The sequence below is a fragment of the Pseudonocardia sp. ICBG1034 genome (assembly GCF_020131375.1).
Lineage (GTDB): Bacteria > Actinomycetota > Actinomycetes > Mycobacteriales > Pseudonocardiaceae > Pseudonocardia > Pseudonocardia alni.
Genome location: NZ_JAHLEK010000023.1, coordinates 529,203 through 542,540 on the forward strand (window position 1 = coordinate 529,203; position 13,338 = coordinate 542,540).

Sequence of the window (13,338 nt, forward strand, 5' to 3'; positions counted from 1 at the left end):
TCCCCCGACGTGAAAGCGACCGTCGTATCGTGCCCCGCTCCGCCCTGCCCGACCTCGCCACGCTGCGTGCGCGCTGGACACCCCGCCTGGTGCGCACCGAGGTGCTCGCCGGACTCGTCGTCGCGCTCGCCCTGATCCCCGAGGCCATCGCGTTCTCGATCATCGCCGGGGTGGACCCCCGGGTCGGCCTGTACGCCTCGTTCACCATGGCCGTGGTCATCGCGGTCTGCGGCGGGCGACCGGCGATGATCTCGGCCGCCACCGGTGCGATCGCGCTGGTCGTGGCCCCGCTGTCGCGGGAGTACGGCGTCGAGTACCTGTTCGCCGCGGTCGTGCTGGGCGGGGTGCTGCAGATCGCACTGGCCGCCGCGGGCGTCGCGCGGCTGATGCGCTTCCTGCCACGCAGCGTGATGGTCGGCTTCGTCAACGCACTCGCGATCCTGATCTTCACCTCGCAGGTGCCCCAGCTGGTCGGCGTGCCCTGGGCGGTCTACCCGCTGGTCGCCGTCGGCCTGGTGGTCATCGTCGGGCTGCCGCGGCTGACCCGCGTCGTCCCGGCACCGCTGGTCGCCATCGTCGGGCTGACCGTGGTCACGGTGACGGCCGCGGTCGCCGTGCCGACCGTCGGCGACCAGGGCGCGCTGCCGGACACGGTGCCGCTCCCGCACCTCCCCGCGGTGCCGCTGACGTGGGAGACGCTGCGGATCGTCGCGCCCTACGCGCTCGGCGTCGCGCTGGTCGGACTGATCGAGTCGCTGATGACCGCACGCCTGGTCGACGACATCACGCAGACCGGCTCGGACAAGACCCGCGAGTCGTGGGGCCAGGGCGTCGCGAACATCGTCACCGGCTTCACCGGCGGCATGGGCGGCTGCGCGATGATCGGCCAGACGATGATCAACGTGAAGGCGTCCGGGGCCAGGACGCGGCTGTCCACGTTCCTGGCGGGGGTGTTCCTGCTGGTCCTCGTGGTCGCACTCGGCGACGTCGTCGCACTGATCCCGATGGCCGCCCTGGTCGCGGTGATGGTCATGGTGTCGGTCGGGACGTTCGACTGGCACAGCATCCGTCCGGCGACGCTGCGCCGGATGCCGCGCAGCGAGACGGCGGTGATGCTGACGACCGTCGTGGTCACCGTCGGCACCCACAACCTCGCCTTCGGCGTGGGCGCCGGCGTGCTCGTCGCCTCGGTGCTGTTCGCGAACCGGGTGTCACGGCTGGTCGGGGTGGACCGCACCGTCGACGGCGGCGGGGCGGTCGTCTACCGCGTCACCGGCCAGCTGTTCTTCGCCTCCAGCAGCGAGCTGAGCACGGCGTTCGCCCCCGACGGGGACCCCGACGAGGTGACCGTCGACCTGTCCGGCGCACACGTGTGGGACGCCTCGACCGTCGCCGTCCTCGACGACCTGCGGCGCCGCTACGCGCGGTCCGGCCGCACGCTCGTCGTCACCGGGATGAACGACGACAGCCGCGACCGCCACGAGCGGCTCGCCGGGCACCTGGGCGGCGGGCACTGATCACCGGGACCTAGGCCCGCTCGCGCGCCGCCAGCACCTCGGGGATCCGGTCCTCGATCCAGCCGACGAGGCCGGCGAGGTGGCCGGTCACGCCGTGGCCGAGCTCGGTGAGGCCGTAGCTGACCTGCGGCGGGGTGGTCGCGGCGACCTCGCGGTGCACGAAGCCGTCGCCCTCCAGGGTGCGCAGGGTCTGGGCCAGCATCTTCTCGCTGATCCCGCCGACGGCGCGCCGGAGCGCGGAGAACCGGTGGTCCTCGCGGGACAGGACGACGAGCACGAGGACCGCCCACTTCGACGTCACGTGGTCGAGGACCGCCCGCGAGGGGCAGCTGCTGTCGAACGCGTCACCCGAGAACAGGCCCGTGGGCCGCTCCACCTGCGTGCTCACCGTCCACCCACCTACTTACCGGAAGGTACGTACTTACCGAACGTAAGTCTATCCGGCAGTGTCGGCACCGTCCACGACGAGATGGGAGACAACGATGATCATCGTGACCGGGGCGAGCGGGAAGCTGGGCGGCGCGGCCGTGCGGGCGCTGCTGGAGACCGTGCCGGCGGAGCAGGTGGGCGTCCTCGCCCGGTCCGCGGAGAAGGTGGCCGACCTGGCCGCGGCCGGGGTCCGGGTGCACGTCGGCGACTACGAGGACCCGGCCTCGCTGAAGGCGGCGTTCACCGGCGCCGACGGGCTGCTGTTCGTGTCCGGCTCCGACGTGACCCCCGGGGTGCGCGAGCGCCAGCACCGCAACGTGGTCCGCGCCGCGGCCGACGCGGGCGTCGGCCACGTCGTCTACACCAGCGCGATCGGCGCGGACCGGCCCGGCGCGCCCGCGTTCCTCGCCGACCACACCGTCACCGAGGAACTGCTGCGCGACTCCGGACTGCCGGCGACGCCGCTGCGCAACACCTTCTACTCGGACATGTTCGTCAACCCGGGCGTGGTCGCCACCGCGCTGGAGGCCGGGGAGACGGTCGCCGCGGACGGCGGCCGGGCGCTCAACACCGCCACGATCGCGGACCTCGCGCGGGCCGCCGCCGTCGTCGTGGCCGGGGGGCCGCAGGAGCACGCCGGGCGCGCCTACGAGCTGCGCGGACCGCTCTGGACCTACGACGAGCTGGCCGCGACGACCGCCGCGGAGTCCGGCCGGCCGGTGTCGCACCGCCGGGTACCGCTCGACCAGGGCCCGGCGCCGGCCTTCATCGGCGAGTTCGTCTCGTCGGGGATGTTCGCCGAGCCGTCGGAGGATCTCGCGACGCTGCTCGGCCGACCGGCGACCGGGATGCCCGAGCTGGTCCGCGCCGCCCTGGCCTGAGCCGGGAACAGAACGCCCGGCGTCGCGGTTGTGGTTGACGTATCAACCGAACGGGCCGGAAGGAGGCCGCACCGATGAGGATCGACGCGCTGTCCTGGATGACCGGGACGGAAGCAGGGCCTGCCGACCGGTGGGAGCACGCCGGGTACCTGTTCGACTCCGGCGACCCCGCGGGGGCCGCGACGGTGCTCGCCGAGCTCGTCGCCGAGCAGCCCGAGGCCGCCGCGGTCCGGCTGCTGCTGGCCCGCGCGTACTACCACTCCGCGCAGCTCGGCCGGGCCGAGACCGAGCTCCGCGAGCTGGTGCGCCGCGAGCCGGCCGACGGGTACGCCCACCTGCTCCTCGGGCGCACCCTGCAGCGCCGTTCGCGCCACGACGAGGCCGCGCCGCACCTGCGGCTGGCCGAGGCGATGGGCGTCAGCGCCGGGTGACCGTGCCCGGCAGCGCCGGTTCCGACCGGCGCTGCCGGGGTACCACCACCGCGCCGGGGAGCCCGCCGACGGCCGGGACCCGGTCCGCGAACAGCAGGTAGCCACCGCAGGTGAGGGTGGCGAACAGCCCGAGCTCGACCGCGGCGTGCAGCCCGTCGGAGAGCATCGCGATCATGCCGAGGTGCAGCCCGGTCCCGGCGACGACGGCGACCGGCCGCAGCCGCGACGACCACAGCCCGAACGCGACGAACAGCTCGGTGAGCACCGCGCCGAACGCCATCGGTACCAGGTACACCGGCGTCAGCATCGCCGCCGGGACCAGCACCGAGTCCCACGTCCAGGACGCCCGACCGTTGCCGGACAGGAAGTCCGGACGGATCTTCGAGATCGCGGCGTAGAAGTAGACGATCGTGATCTGCGCCCGCAGCACCAGCACGGGCGCCGCCCACACCCGGTCGGCGCCGTGACCGCGCCGTGACCGGAGCGACCAGGCGGCGTCGCAGTCGGAGAACGACAGCAGCACCGCCGCGGTGAACAGCAGGTAGGTGTGGTTGGAGTAGTAGCCCGCACCCCAGACGAAGCCGGCGGTGCACAGCCCGACCAGCAGGGCCGCCGCCCGCGCGTTCCACCCCACGACGACGGCCAGCGCCGCCAGACCCATCACCGCGCCGAGCGCGAGCCAGACCGGGGCGGGCAGCATCGGGCCGACCCCGAACAGCGGCCCGGCCCGGGTCCCGAGCAGCGGGCTCGCGCCGAGCTCGACGGCCTTCAGCCCGGCGACGAGCCCGACCAGGATCCGGTACCCGGCCAGCGGGCGGGCGGGGAGCGTGTCGGGGAGCCTCAGCACGGCTGCTCCCACTCCGGGGCGCCGTCCCGGGTCCGGGACACCGAGACGAGGTCCGGGGTCGCCGCGCACAGCAGCCCCGGGACCGTGGCTCCGTAGTGGACGGTCCGCTGCGGCCACGGCAGGGCCCCGGTGTCGAGGGCGCGGGACGCGCCGTCGGCGGTCCGTCCGGTGTAGGCGTACTCCGTCGACGACGCGACGAACATGCTCCAGGAGTAGCGGCGCGGCGGCTCGGTGGTGGCCAGGCCGACCGCGGGGATCACGACCTCCAGGGCCACGACGCCCGCGAGCAGCCACCCCGCGGTCCTGCGTGTGAGAAGCGGCACGTCCACTCATCGCCCCGCAACGGTCCGGCGTTAGCCGGTCACTTCCCGTCGAGGGAGTAGATCCGGACCCAGTCCACCTCGTACGTCGCCGGCTGCATGTTGCCGCCGAAGAAGTTGTCGAGCTGGATCGTCAGGTGCCCGCTGGGCATGTCCTGGATGTTCTTGCGGCCGGGCCGGGCACCGCCGGAGAAGGAGAACCACTCCTTGCCGTCGATGAAGCCCTTCACGTGGTCGGGCGTCCACTCGATGGCGACGTTGTGCCACTCGCTCAGCGGTGCGCCGCAGTTCTTCTCCTTGGCGTACTCCTGCTGGACCGCGCCGCGGCCGTGCGGGTAGTGGATGAACGCCTCCGCGCACTGCTCGCCGGGCGCGCCGTTCTCGAGGAAGTCGTACTCGCCGTCCTGGGGCCAGCGGTCCGACTGCGGCCAGATGATCAGCAGCGGGTGGTACTGCCTGCCGTTGTCCGGGCCGGTGGCCTCGGAGCGGACGCGGGCCTCCCAGCGGCCGTACTGCTGGTTGAACTTCGACGAGATCCACGCCGAGTCGCCGTTGCGCAACCCGGTCTGGACCAGCTTGCCGTCCTTCACCGTGGACCGGCTGGCGCAGCGGCCGCCGTTGCCCGCGTGACCGGGCCAGCACTCGCCCGCCTGGTTCCACTTCGCCGGGTCGGGCGGTCCGGTGTAGTCGAACTCGTCCGACGCCGGCAGCGGCGCTCCCCAGCCGTAGCGCTCGGCCGCGCTGGTGGCGCCGGGGCGGGGCGTGCTCTGGTCGGCCGGTCGGGCCGAGGGGTCGGCGGGCGCGGCGGGCGCGGCCGCGGGGTCGGTCGGCGTCTCGACGGGCTCGTCCGCGGGGGCGACGGGTTTCTCCTCCGGGTCGGTGGGCTTCCCGGGGGCGGCGGGCTCCGTCCCGGCGTCGGCGGGTGCGGGCGCCGGGACGGCCGGGGTCTCCCCAGTATCCGCCGGCTTCTCGGCAGGCCCACCCGGTGTCCCCGCGGGAGCAGCGGGCTCGTCCGCGGGAACGGCGGGGCCTCCTGCGGGATCGGCGGGCTTCTCCGCGGGACCGCCGGGCTCGTCCACGGGCGGCGCCGGGTCGGCTGCGGGGCCGGCGGGCTTCTCGGCGGGGGCGACCGGTGTCGTGGGTCCGTCCGCGGGGCCGGACGGCACGTCGGCGGGCGCGTCGGCAGGCTTTGCGGTGTCCGCAGGCTTCGCGGTGTCCGCAGGCTTCGCGACGTCGGCAGGCTTCGCGACGTCGGCAGGCTTCGCGGCGTCGGCAGGCTTCACGACGTCGGCAGGCTTCGCGACGTCGGCAGGCTCCGCGGCGTCGGCGGGCTCGGGCGCGGACGGCGAGACCGGGCCCGCGGAACCGGACGACCCGGTGGCGGCCGGGCGGGCCGGTCCGGCGTCACCGGAGCCCTCGGCCCCGCGGACGGCGTCCGTCCCCGCCTCCGCGGGCCGGGCGGCCGCGGCGGCACCGGAGCCCCCGGCGGCCTCCGAGGACGACCGCAGAGCGGAGTCGATCGGGAACGCCGCGGCGCCCGACGGGGTGGTCGCCGGCCCGGCGAGCACGCTCGGCGCCTCCGGGGCCGCGGCCTGCGCGACGGCCCCGGGCACCGTGGGTGTCGCGGCCGCGGACACGGCCGCACCGTCGGTGAGAGCCAGGACCCCTCCGGTGAACATGACAGCACTCACCGTCACCACCGCCGCCGCGCTCATCACCGTACGTCGTGCCAGTCCGCGCCTCATGGCTTCGTTCCCGTCCCCATCCGTGTCCGGCTTGTCCGATATCCACGACGCTAGAAGCACCCTGTGCACACCAGCCACACCCGCCACCCGTCGGTGGGGTGAGGTCACTCCGGAGGAGGTCACCCGAACCGGCGGCCCGGCGTGACGGGTGGGAACCGGGGGACGATCGGGACCAGCGGGACGGAGCGACCGGCCCTCATGTCACCCCGGCGGGCAACGCCCCAGGTCAGGACCGGGACGGAAGGGTCTCCGGCGCCCGCCACCAGACGAGCGCCGCGACCAGTGACAGCACCCCGGTCACGGCGAACGCCGGCCCGTACCCCCAGACCTCGGCGAGCGCACCGGCCACCAGCGGCCCGGCGATCGCACCGAGGTCGGCCGCCATCTGGAAGCCCGCCAGCACCGAGCCGCCCCGGGCGCGCTCCCCGATGACGTCGGCGACGGCCGCGTTGAGCGGCGGGTTCACCAGTCCGCTGCCGAGCCCCGCGACGAGCGAGAGCGCGAGGAACATCCAGGGGTCGAGCACCCAGCCGAGGACGGCCGTCGACGCACCCGACACCGCGAGGCCGGCGATCAGCGGGGACCTGCGACCGGAGCGGTCGGCGAGACGTCCGGCCAGCAGCAGGGTCGCCGCGTTCCCGGCCGCGAACACCGACAGCGCGATGCCGCCGAACGCGTCCTCGCGCCCCAGGGCCTCGACCACCACCAGCGGGACCAGCGCGATGCGGACGCCGAACACCGCCCAGCCGTTCGCGAAGTTCCCCGCCAGCGACGCCCGGTAGGCACGGTGGCGCACGGCGTCGCGGAACCGGATGCGCGGCGGGGGCGCCTCGTCGACCGGACCCTCCGGCCGGCGCAGCAGCGGGCCGCCCACGACGATCACCAGCACCAGCAGCGCGGCGTAGACCAGGAACGGGGCCCGTACGTCGATCGCGGCGAGGGTGCCGCCGAGCAGCGGCCCGGCGATGTTGCCGAGCAGGAACCCGGTCGCCCACAGGCTCGTCGCGCGGCCCCGCAGGTGCGGCGGGGACAGCCGCACGAGCAGCGACACCGCCGAGATCGTGAACATCGTCGAGCCGACGCCCGCGACCAGGCGCAACGCGATCAGCTGCCAGTACGCCGTGGCGAAGGCCAGACCGGCCGTCGTCACGGCGACGACGGCGAGCCCGGCGACGAACACCCGCAGCTCCCCGAACCGGCCGACGACCGTGCCGGAGAGCGGGGCGAACACCAGCCGTGAGAAGGCGAACACGCTGATCACGGCGGCGGCCGCGGTCACCCCGACGTCGAACGAGCGCGCGAACGCCGGCAGCACCGGCGCGACCAGCCCGAACCCGATGGCGATCGCGAACGCCGACCCGACCAGCACGCCGATCTCGCGGGGCAGCGCCGTCGCACCCCGCACCGAGGGGGGCTCGGGCACCGGTGCACCGGGTACGGCGGGGTCGCGGCCGTCGTGCTCGACCACGTGCTCCTCCGCTCCGACGTCCCGGCCGACGACCGTACGCCCGCCGGTCCGCGGCGGCCGACGCCGGGGCGGGCACACGACGGTGCCGGGGACGGCGCCGTGGACACTGTCGTCGTGGACGACGATCCGATCGCCCGGCTGGAGCGGCTCGCCGGGCCGGAGGGGACGGCGCTGCTGGACCGGCTCGCCGTCGCCGACCGGGACGGTGACGCCGCGCTCCGGCTGGGGACCGCGCTGCGCCGTGAGCACGACGCCGGGCTGGTCGCCGACGCGATGGCGCAGGCCGGGCTGCGGGACCGGGCCGCCCGCAAGTTCGCACGGGCCGCGCGGATGTGGTTCACGCGCGACGGGCTGGAGCAGGCGTCGTCGGAGGTGATCGCGCGACACCGGGCCGCCCGCTTCGCCGGGCGCGCGGTCGTCGACCTGTGCTGCGGGATCGGCGGCGACCTGGTCTCGCTGGTCGCGGCGGGCCACGACGTCACCGGCGTCGACCTGGATCCGGTGCATCTGTGGATGGCCGACCGCAACGCGGCCGTGCACGGCGGCTCGGCCCGGACGGTGCGGTGCGACGTGCGCGACGCCGACCTGTCCGGCACCGACGGCGTGTTCATCGATCCGGCCCGGCGCACCGGCGGCGGCCGGATGCGGACCGGTGAGTCCGAACCGCCGCTGGACTGGTGCCTGGAGCTGGAGCGGCGGGCCGGCGCGGTCGGGATCAAGGCGGCACCGGGGATCGACCACGACACCGTCCCGCCGGACTGGGAGATCGAGTTCCTCGCGCTCGGGCGCGAGCTGAAGGAGGCCTGCGCCTGGTCCCCCGCGCTGGCCGGCGCCCGCACGCGCGCCACCGTCGTCGACGACGACGGCGTGCACGACCTGCACGGTGAGCCGGACCCGCCGGACGGGGACACCGGGATCGCGGTCGGCGAACCGGGCGCCTGGCTGCTCGACCCGAACCCGGCCGTCACCCGGGCCGGACTGGTCTCCGCGCTGGCCCGGGCCACCGGCACCGCCCGGATCGACCCGCGGATCGCCTTCCTCACCGGCGACGACGAGCCCCCGGCCACGCCGTTCGCGCGGCCGCTGCGGGTGCTCGACTCCCGTCCGTGGGACCAGAAGCGGCTGCCCCGGCTGCTGCGCGAGCTCGACGTCGGCGCGGTCGACGTGCGGCGCCGCGGCCTGGCCGGTGACGTCGAGGCGATCGCCCGGAAGCTGCGCGGCCGCGGGTCGCGGCACGCCACCGTGGTGATGACCCGGGTCGACGACCGCCCGTGGGGCCTGGTCTGCGTGGACCCCCGCTAGGCGAAGCCCCGCCGGAGCACCTCGGCCGGCGTGCCGGACCGGGCCCGCCGGTCGCCTAGCCGCGGCCGGGGAAGTGGATGAACTCCAGCGCGATGCCGTCCGGGTCACGGAACTCCAGCGTCGCGTAGCCGGTCGGGTCGGTCCGGTCGACGACGCCGCCGTGCGGCACCGTGAGGCTGTCCAGCCAGGCGGCCCAGGCGTCGAGGGTCGCGCGGTCGGCGACGCCGAACGCCAGGTGGTCGAGCGCGCCGCGGGGGCCGCCCCCGTCGCCGTCGGCCGGGGCGTGCAGCTCGATCATCACTCCGGTCACGACGTCGAGGAGCAGCGCCGCCTTCTCCGACGAGCCGTCGGCGGCGTCGTGGTGCGGGAAGGTCATCGGCAGCCGTTGCAGCCCGAGGACGCGCTGGTACCAGAGCGCACTGGACTCCACGTCGGTCACGGCCGCCGACACGTGGTGGAAGCCGGTGACCGCCGGTCGTTCGATGGCCGAGCCCATGGGCGTCCTTCTCGTCGCCGGCCGCCCGCGGGGCGGCCGGTCCTCCCTCTCGTCGCGGAGCAGTACACCACCGGCGGACCTCCCGGTGGCGGACGACGTCCGCCGGAATGATCGACCGTGCGCGCACCGGTGCGTCCGGCGCGGTCGGCGCACCGCGTTGCCCGGCCCGCCCGCGCGTGCCACCGTCGTGCCCGTGACGACCATCGCCGAGGTGCCGGAGTCGATGCGGTGCAGCGTGCTGCGTGCCGCCGGTGAGCTGGAGGTGCAGCAGCGACCGGTCCCCCGGCCCGGCCCCCGGGAGGTGCTGGTGCGGGTGGCGGCGGTCGGCACGTGCGGCTCCGACGTGCACTACTTCCGGCACGGCCGGATCGGCGACTTCGTGCTGCGCGAGCCGATGGTCCTCGGGCACGAGCCTTCGGGGCTGATCGTGGGTGTCGGGGAGGGCGTCGACGCGGGGCGGATCGGCGAGCGCGTCTCGCTGGAGCCGGGCGTGCCCTGCCGTCGCTGCCGGTACTGCCACACCGGCGCCTACAACCTGTGCCCGGACATGGTGTTCTTCGCGACCCCGCCGGTCGACGGCGCGTTCGCCGAGTACGTGACGATCGCCGACGACTTCGCCCACCCCGTCCCCGAGCACGTCTCCGACGACGCCGCCGCGCTGCTCGAACCGCTGTCGGTCGCGCTGTGGGCGAACCACAGGGCGGGCACCGGGGTCGGGTCGCGGGTGCTCGTCGCCGGGGCGGGGCCGATCGGGCTGCTCGTCGCGCAGGTGGCGGCGGTGCAGGGCGCCGCCGAGATCGTCGTCAGCGATCCGGACCCGGCGCGGGCAGCGCTGGCCCGCGATTTCGGCGCGACCGACGTCGTCGCACCGGGCGCCGACGTGTCCGGTGTGGACGCCTTCGTCGACTGCTCCGGGGTGCCGGCCGCGGTGCTGGGCGGGCTGCCCGCGGTCCGGCCGGGAGGCGCCGCGGTGCTGGTCGGGATGGGTGCCGACGAGATGACGCTGCCGGTGTCGATGCTGCAGTCGCGCGAGATCACCCTGACCGGCACCTTCCGGTACGCCAACACCTGGCCGACGGCGGTGCGCCTGGCCGCGTCGGGCGCGGTGGACCTGGACCGGCTGGTGACCGGGCACGTCGACCTCGACCACGTCGGCGACGCCCTGTCCCCCGACGCGTCGCAGGTCAAGGTGGTCGTCCGGCCGTGAGGACGGTCGCGGACCGGGACTGGACCGCCACGGTCGCCCGGCTCGTGCACGCCGCCCCCGCCGGGCCCGCCGGGAACCGGCTGGTCACCGTGGACGGGTTCTCCGGGGCCGGGAAGTCCACCCGGGCCCGCGAGCTCGCCGACCGGCTCGGGGCCCCGCTGCTCGAGATCGAGGACCTGTGCCCCGGCTGGGACGGGCTGCCCCGGGTCCCGGCGCTGGCCCGGCGCGGGATCGGTGACCCGCTGGCGGCCGGTACGACCCTGCGCTGGACGTCGTGGGACTGGGTGCGCGAGCGGCCGGGACCGGAACGCACGCTGGCGCCGGCGGCCGTCGTCGTGCTGGAGGGGTGCGGGAGCGGCGCGGCCGAGCTGGCGCCGGTGACCTCGCTGGCGATCTGGGTGGAGGCGTCGGCGGACGAGCGGGAGCGGCGGCTGCACGGGCGGGCGGACTGGCCGGGTTACGCCCCGTACCGCGACGGCTGGCGGCGCGCCGAACAGGAGCTGGCCCGCTCCGGTGGTGCACCGGAACGGGCCGATCTCGTGCTGGACGGCTGAGGGCCCGGCACCACCCCCCACGAGGGTGCCGGGCCCCGCCGGGTCCTCCGTCAGGGAGTCGCGCGGCGCAGCACCAGGTACCCGGCCCCCGCCGCGACCGCGGCGAGGATCAGCGGATAGCCGGCGAGCAGCACCGACGTCGGCGTCTCGACGAAGAACCGGCCGAACGCCCCCCAGGCGTCCTGCCAGGTCAGGACCATCACCCCGGCCGCGGCGAGCACCACGGGCACCAGGACCGCGCACCAGATCCCGAGCTGCCCCCAGCGCCGGAACACCGCGCCGAAGAGCACGAACACCAGCGAGAGCGTCAGCAGCGGCACCCAGTACGCGAGCACCTGGGTGACCGGGTTCGACTGGCCCATGAAGCCCATCTCGAAGAACTGGACCCGCAGGCCCCAGCCGTCGGTGGCCCGTTCGACGGCCAGCAGCACGCTGAGCCCGACCGCGCTGACCAGGGTCTCCGCCGCCACCAGCAGGACGGTGCCGAGGTAGAAGTGCCGTCGCGTGATGCCCAGGCTCAGCGCGAACGGCATCACCTGCGTCATGAGCGCGAGGTAGGTGCTGGCCAGGATGAAGAAGAACGAGGTCAGCGCGCCGGTGTAGCCGGTCGGCTCGTCGCCGCCGTTGCTGCGCACCACCCACCAGACGGTCTGGTGCAGCACGAAGACGACCCCGAGGATCAGCCAGGCCATCCCGAACCGGCGGCCCCAGTTGACCGTGCCCATGCGGATCGCGGCGCGCACCCGGGCGGGCGCGGCGTCGACCGGGCTGCGGTCGGCGGTGACGGCGGTCATGACAGGACCTCCTGGGCGACGCCGGCGCCCGGCGCCGCGTTCATCTGGGTCGTGCGGACGACGAGCTGCTGCAGCGAGACCGGCTCGAACTGCAGGTTCGGCTCGGAGGTGCGGGCCGGCGCGACCCCGGCGAGGGTGACGCGCAGGAAGCCGCCGAGGCGCTCCCGGTGCAGCTCGGTGTGGCCGCGGGCGAACCGCTCGACCGACTCGGCGGGCCCGAAGACGGTGACGGCCCGGCCGCGCAACGCCTCGGCCTCCTCGTCGATGAGCACGCGTCCCCGGTCGATCAGGACGACGTGCTCGATGAGGTCGGAGACCTCGTCGATCAGGTGCGTCGAGAGCACGACGGTGCGCGGGTGCTCGGCGAAGTCGGCGAGCAGGTGGTCGTAGAACATCTGCCGGGCGACGGCGTCGAGGCCCAGGTAGGGCTCGTCGAAGAACGTCAGCGGGGCCCGCGAGGCCAGTCCGATGACCACCCCGACCGCGGACTGCTGGCCGCGGGAGAGCTTCTTGCAGATCCGGGTGAGCGGCAGCCCGAACTCCCCGACGAGCCGGTCGGCGAAGGCCTGGTCCCACTGCGGGTACACGCTCGCGGCGGCCCGGAGCGCGTGGTGGACCCGGTACTCGTCCGGGTACTTCAGCGACTCGCGGATGAAGCAGGTGCGGGCGAGCACCCGGGCGTTCTCGTAGGGCTGCTCGCCGAAGATCTCGGCGCGCCCGGAGGTCGCGAAGTTCTGCGCGGTGAGGATCTGCATCGCGGTGGTCTTGCCGGCGCCGTTGCGGCCGAGCAGCCCGTGGATGCGGTTCTCCGCCAGCGCGAACGTCACGTCGTCGAGCGCGGTCACGTCGCCGTAGCGCTTCGTGACGCCGTGCATGGCGATCACGTCGGTGCTCATCGGTCGTCCCCCCAGACGTCGATCATCTTCTTGAGCTGCTCGGGGTCGATGCCGAGCTTGCGGGCCTCGGTGACCAGCGGAGCGATGTACTGCCGGGCGAAGTCCTCGCGGCGGCTGTCCAGCAGCCGGGACCGTGCCCCCTCGGCGACGAACATGCCGATCCCCCGTCTCTTGTAGAGCACGCCCTGCGTGACCAGCTGGTTGAGGCCCTTCGCCGCGGTGGCCGGGTTGATCCGGTGGAAGGCGGCGAGCTCGTTGCTGGACGGCACCTGGGTCTCCTCCGGATAGGTCCCGTCCACCACGGCGGACGCGATGTCCTCCGCGATCTGCGCGAACAGCGGGCGTCCGTCGTCGATCACGGCGATCTCCCGGTGCCGCAGTGCAGTGGTTCATTAGTCATGTAATGAACCATAGCGGCGAGGAACCGACCCGTCCAGAGGACTATTATTTT

At 74.6% G+C, this 13,338-nt stretch carries 15 protein-coding genes; 6 read left to right on the top strand and 9 right to left on the bottom strand.

Annotated elements, in window-relative coordinates; all coding sequences use genetic code 11:
- Window positions 1-29 precede the first annotated feature (29 nt).
- Window positions 30-1,517: a SulP family inorganic anion transporter gene (locus KPF22_RS26825; RefSeq protein ID WP_224403644.1), complete on the top strand. Its 1,488-nt coding sequence runs from the start codon at window positions 30-32 to the stop codon at window positions 1,515-1,517.
- Between the two features lie 10 nt (window positions 1,518-1,527).
- On the opposite strand, the gene KPF22_RS26830 is transcribed toward KPF22_RS26825, so the two are convergent.
- Window positions 1,528-1,905 (bottom strand): helix-turn-helix domain-containing protein, encoded by a 378-nt coding sequence (locus KPF22_RS26830; RefSeq protein ID WP_224403645.1) that lies wholly within the window; start codon window positions 1,903-1,905, stop codon window positions 1,528-1,530.
- Window positions 1,906-1,999: 94 nt separating this feature from the next.
- Between KPF22_RS26830 and KPF22_RS26835 the strand changes: the two genes are divergently transcribed.
- Both KPF22_RS26835 and KPF22_RS26840 read left to right on the top strand, forming a co-directional pair.
- On the top strand, window positions 2,000-2,827 hold the full coding sequence (locus tag KPF22_RS26835) for an NmrA family NAD(P)-binding protein (RefSeq protein ID WP_224403646.1): 828 nt from the start codon (window positions 2,000-2,002) through the stop codon (window positions 2,825-2,827).
- Window positions 2,828-2,901: 74 nt separating this feature from the next.
- Window positions 2,902-3,258: a tetratricopeptide repeat protein gene (locus tag KPF22_RS26840; RefSeq protein WP_224403647.1), complete on the top strand. Its 357-nt coding sequence runs from the start codon at window positions 2,902-2,904 to the stop codon at window positions 3,256-3,258.
- On the opposite strand, the gene KPF22_RS26845 is transcribed toward KPF22_RS26840, so the two are convergent.
- The 4 genes from KPF22_RS26845 to KPF22_RS26860 all read right to left on the bottom strand — a co-directional run bounded on the left by KPF22_RS26845 (window position 3,245) and on the right by KPF22_RS26860 (window position 7,638).
- A complete protein-coding gene (locus KPF22_RS26845; RefSeq protein WP_224403648.1) occupies window positions 3,245-4,105 on the bottom strand; it encodes an HTTM domain-containing protein in 861 nt (286 codons plus the stop codon). The genes KPF22_RS26840 and KPF22_RS26845 overlap by 14 nt on opposite strands.
- Window positions 4,099-4,428 carry a hypothetical protein gene (locus KPF22_RS26850; RefSeq protein ID WP_208822132.1) on the bottom strand — a complete coding sequence of 110 codons (330 nt, stop codon included), beginning with the start codon at window positions 4,426-4,428 and terminating at the stop codon, window positions 4,099-4,101. Before KPF22_RS26850 ends, KPF22_RS26845 begins: the two co-directional genes overlap by 7 nt.
- A gap of 38 nt (window positions 4,429-4,466) precedes the next feature.
- Window positions 4,467-6,116 carry a family 16 glycosylhydrolase gene (locus tag KPF22_RS26855; RefSeq protein WP_224403649.1) on the bottom strand — a complete coding sequence of 550 codons (1,650 nt, stop codon included), beginning with the start codon at window positions 6,114-6,116 and terminating at the stop codon, window positions 4,467-4,469.
- A 280-nt stretch (window positions 6,117-6,396) separates the two neighbouring features.
- On the bottom strand, window positions 6,397-7,638 hold the full coding sequence (locus KPF22_RS26860; protein ID WP_224403650.1) for an MFS transporter: 1,242 nt from the start codon (window positions 7,636-7,638) through the stop codon (window positions 6,397-6,399).
- Between the two features lie 114 nt (window positions 7,639-7,752).
- On the opposite strand from KPF22_RS26860, the gene KPF22_RS26865 reads away from it, so the two are divergent.
- Window positions 7,753-8,940: a class I SAM-dependent methyltransferase gene (locus KPF22_RS26865; RefSeq protein WP_224403651.1), complete on the top strand. Its 1,188-nt coding sequence runs from the start codon at window positions 7,753-7,755 to the stop codon at window positions 8,938-8,940.
- A gap of 55 nt (window positions 8,941-8,995) precedes the next feature.
- On the opposite strand, the gene KPF22_RS26870 is transcribed toward KPF22_RS26865, so the two are convergent.
- On the bottom strand, window positions 8,996-9,436 hold the full coding sequence (locus KPF22_RS26870) for a VOC family protein (RefSeq protein WP_062399945.1): 441 nt from the start codon (window positions 9,434-9,436) through the stop codon (window positions 8,996-8,998).
- 193 nt (window positions 9,437-9,629) lie between these two features.
- Here KPF22_RS26870 and KPF22_RS26875 point away from each other — a divergent pair, with 193 nt between their 5' ends.
- Both KPF22_RS26875 and KPF22_RS26880 read left to right on the top strand, forming a co-directional pair.
- Window positions 9,630-10,643 carry an NAD(P)-dependent alcohol dehydrogenase gene (locus KPF22_RS26875; protein WP_224403652.1) on the top strand — a complete coding sequence of 338 codons (1,014 nt, stop codon included), beginning with the start codon at window positions 9,630-9,632 and terminating at the stop codon, window positions 10,641-10,643.
- Window positions 10,640-11,197 carry a hypothetical protein gene (locus KPF22_RS26880; RefSeq protein ID WP_208822123.1) on the top strand — a complete coding sequence of 186 codons (558 nt, stop codon included), beginning with the start codon at window positions 10,640-10,642 and terminating at the stop codon, window positions 11,195-11,197. Before KPF22_RS26875 ends, KPF22_RS26880 begins: the two co-directional genes overlap by 4 nt.
- Window positions 11,198-11,247: 50 nt before the next feature.
- On the opposite strand, the gene KPF22_RS26885 is transcribed toward KPF22_RS26880, so the two are convergent.
- From KPF22_RS26885 to KPF22_RS26895, 3 genes are read right to left on the bottom strand one after another with little or no spacing between them, the layout of a single operon-like run.
- Entirely contained in the window at window positions 11,248-11,991 is a 744-nt protein-coding gene (locus KPF22_RS26885; protein WP_208822122.1) for a hypothetical protein, read from the bottom strand.
- Entirely contained in the window at window positions 11,988-12,887 is a 900-nt protein-coding gene (locus KPF22_RS26890; protein ID WP_224403653.1) for an ABC transporter ATP-binding protein, read from the bottom strand. Before KPF22_RS26890 ends, KPF22_RS26885 begins: the two co-directional genes overlap by 4 nt.
- Window positions 12,884-13,243: a GntR family transcriptional regulator gene (locus KPF22_RS26895; RefSeq protein ID WP_208822236.1), complete on the bottom strand. Its 360-nt coding sequence runs from the start codon at window positions 13,241-13,243 to the stop codon at window positions 12,884-12,886. Before KPF22_RS26895 ends, KPF22_RS26890 begins: the two co-directional genes overlap by 4 nt.
- Between the last annotated feature and the right edge of the window lie 95 nt (window positions 13,244-13,338).

Bases quoted from the DNA above. Each gene is read 5' to 3' on its own strand.
- KPF22_RS26835 (WP_224403646.1), top strand. From the start codon at position 2,000: ATGATCATCGTGACCGGGGCGAGCGGGAAGCTGGGCGGCGCGGCCGTG.
- KPF22_RS26870 (WP_062399945.1), bottom strand. From the start codon at position 9,436: ATGGGCTCGGCCATCGAACGACCGGCGGTCACCGGCTTCCACCACGTG.
- KPF22_RS26885 (WP_208822122.1), bottom strand. From the start codon at position 11,991: ATGACCGCCGTCACCGCCGACCGCAGCCCGGTCGACGCCGCGCCCGCC.
- KPF22_RS26840 (WP_224403647.1), top strand. From the start codon at position 2,902: ATGAGGATCGACGCGCTGTCCTGGATGACCGGGACGGAAGCAGGGCCT.
- KPF22_RS26890 (WP_224403653.1), bottom strand. From the start codon at position 12,887: ATGAGCACCGACGTGATCGCCATGCACGGCGTCACGAAGCGCTACGGC.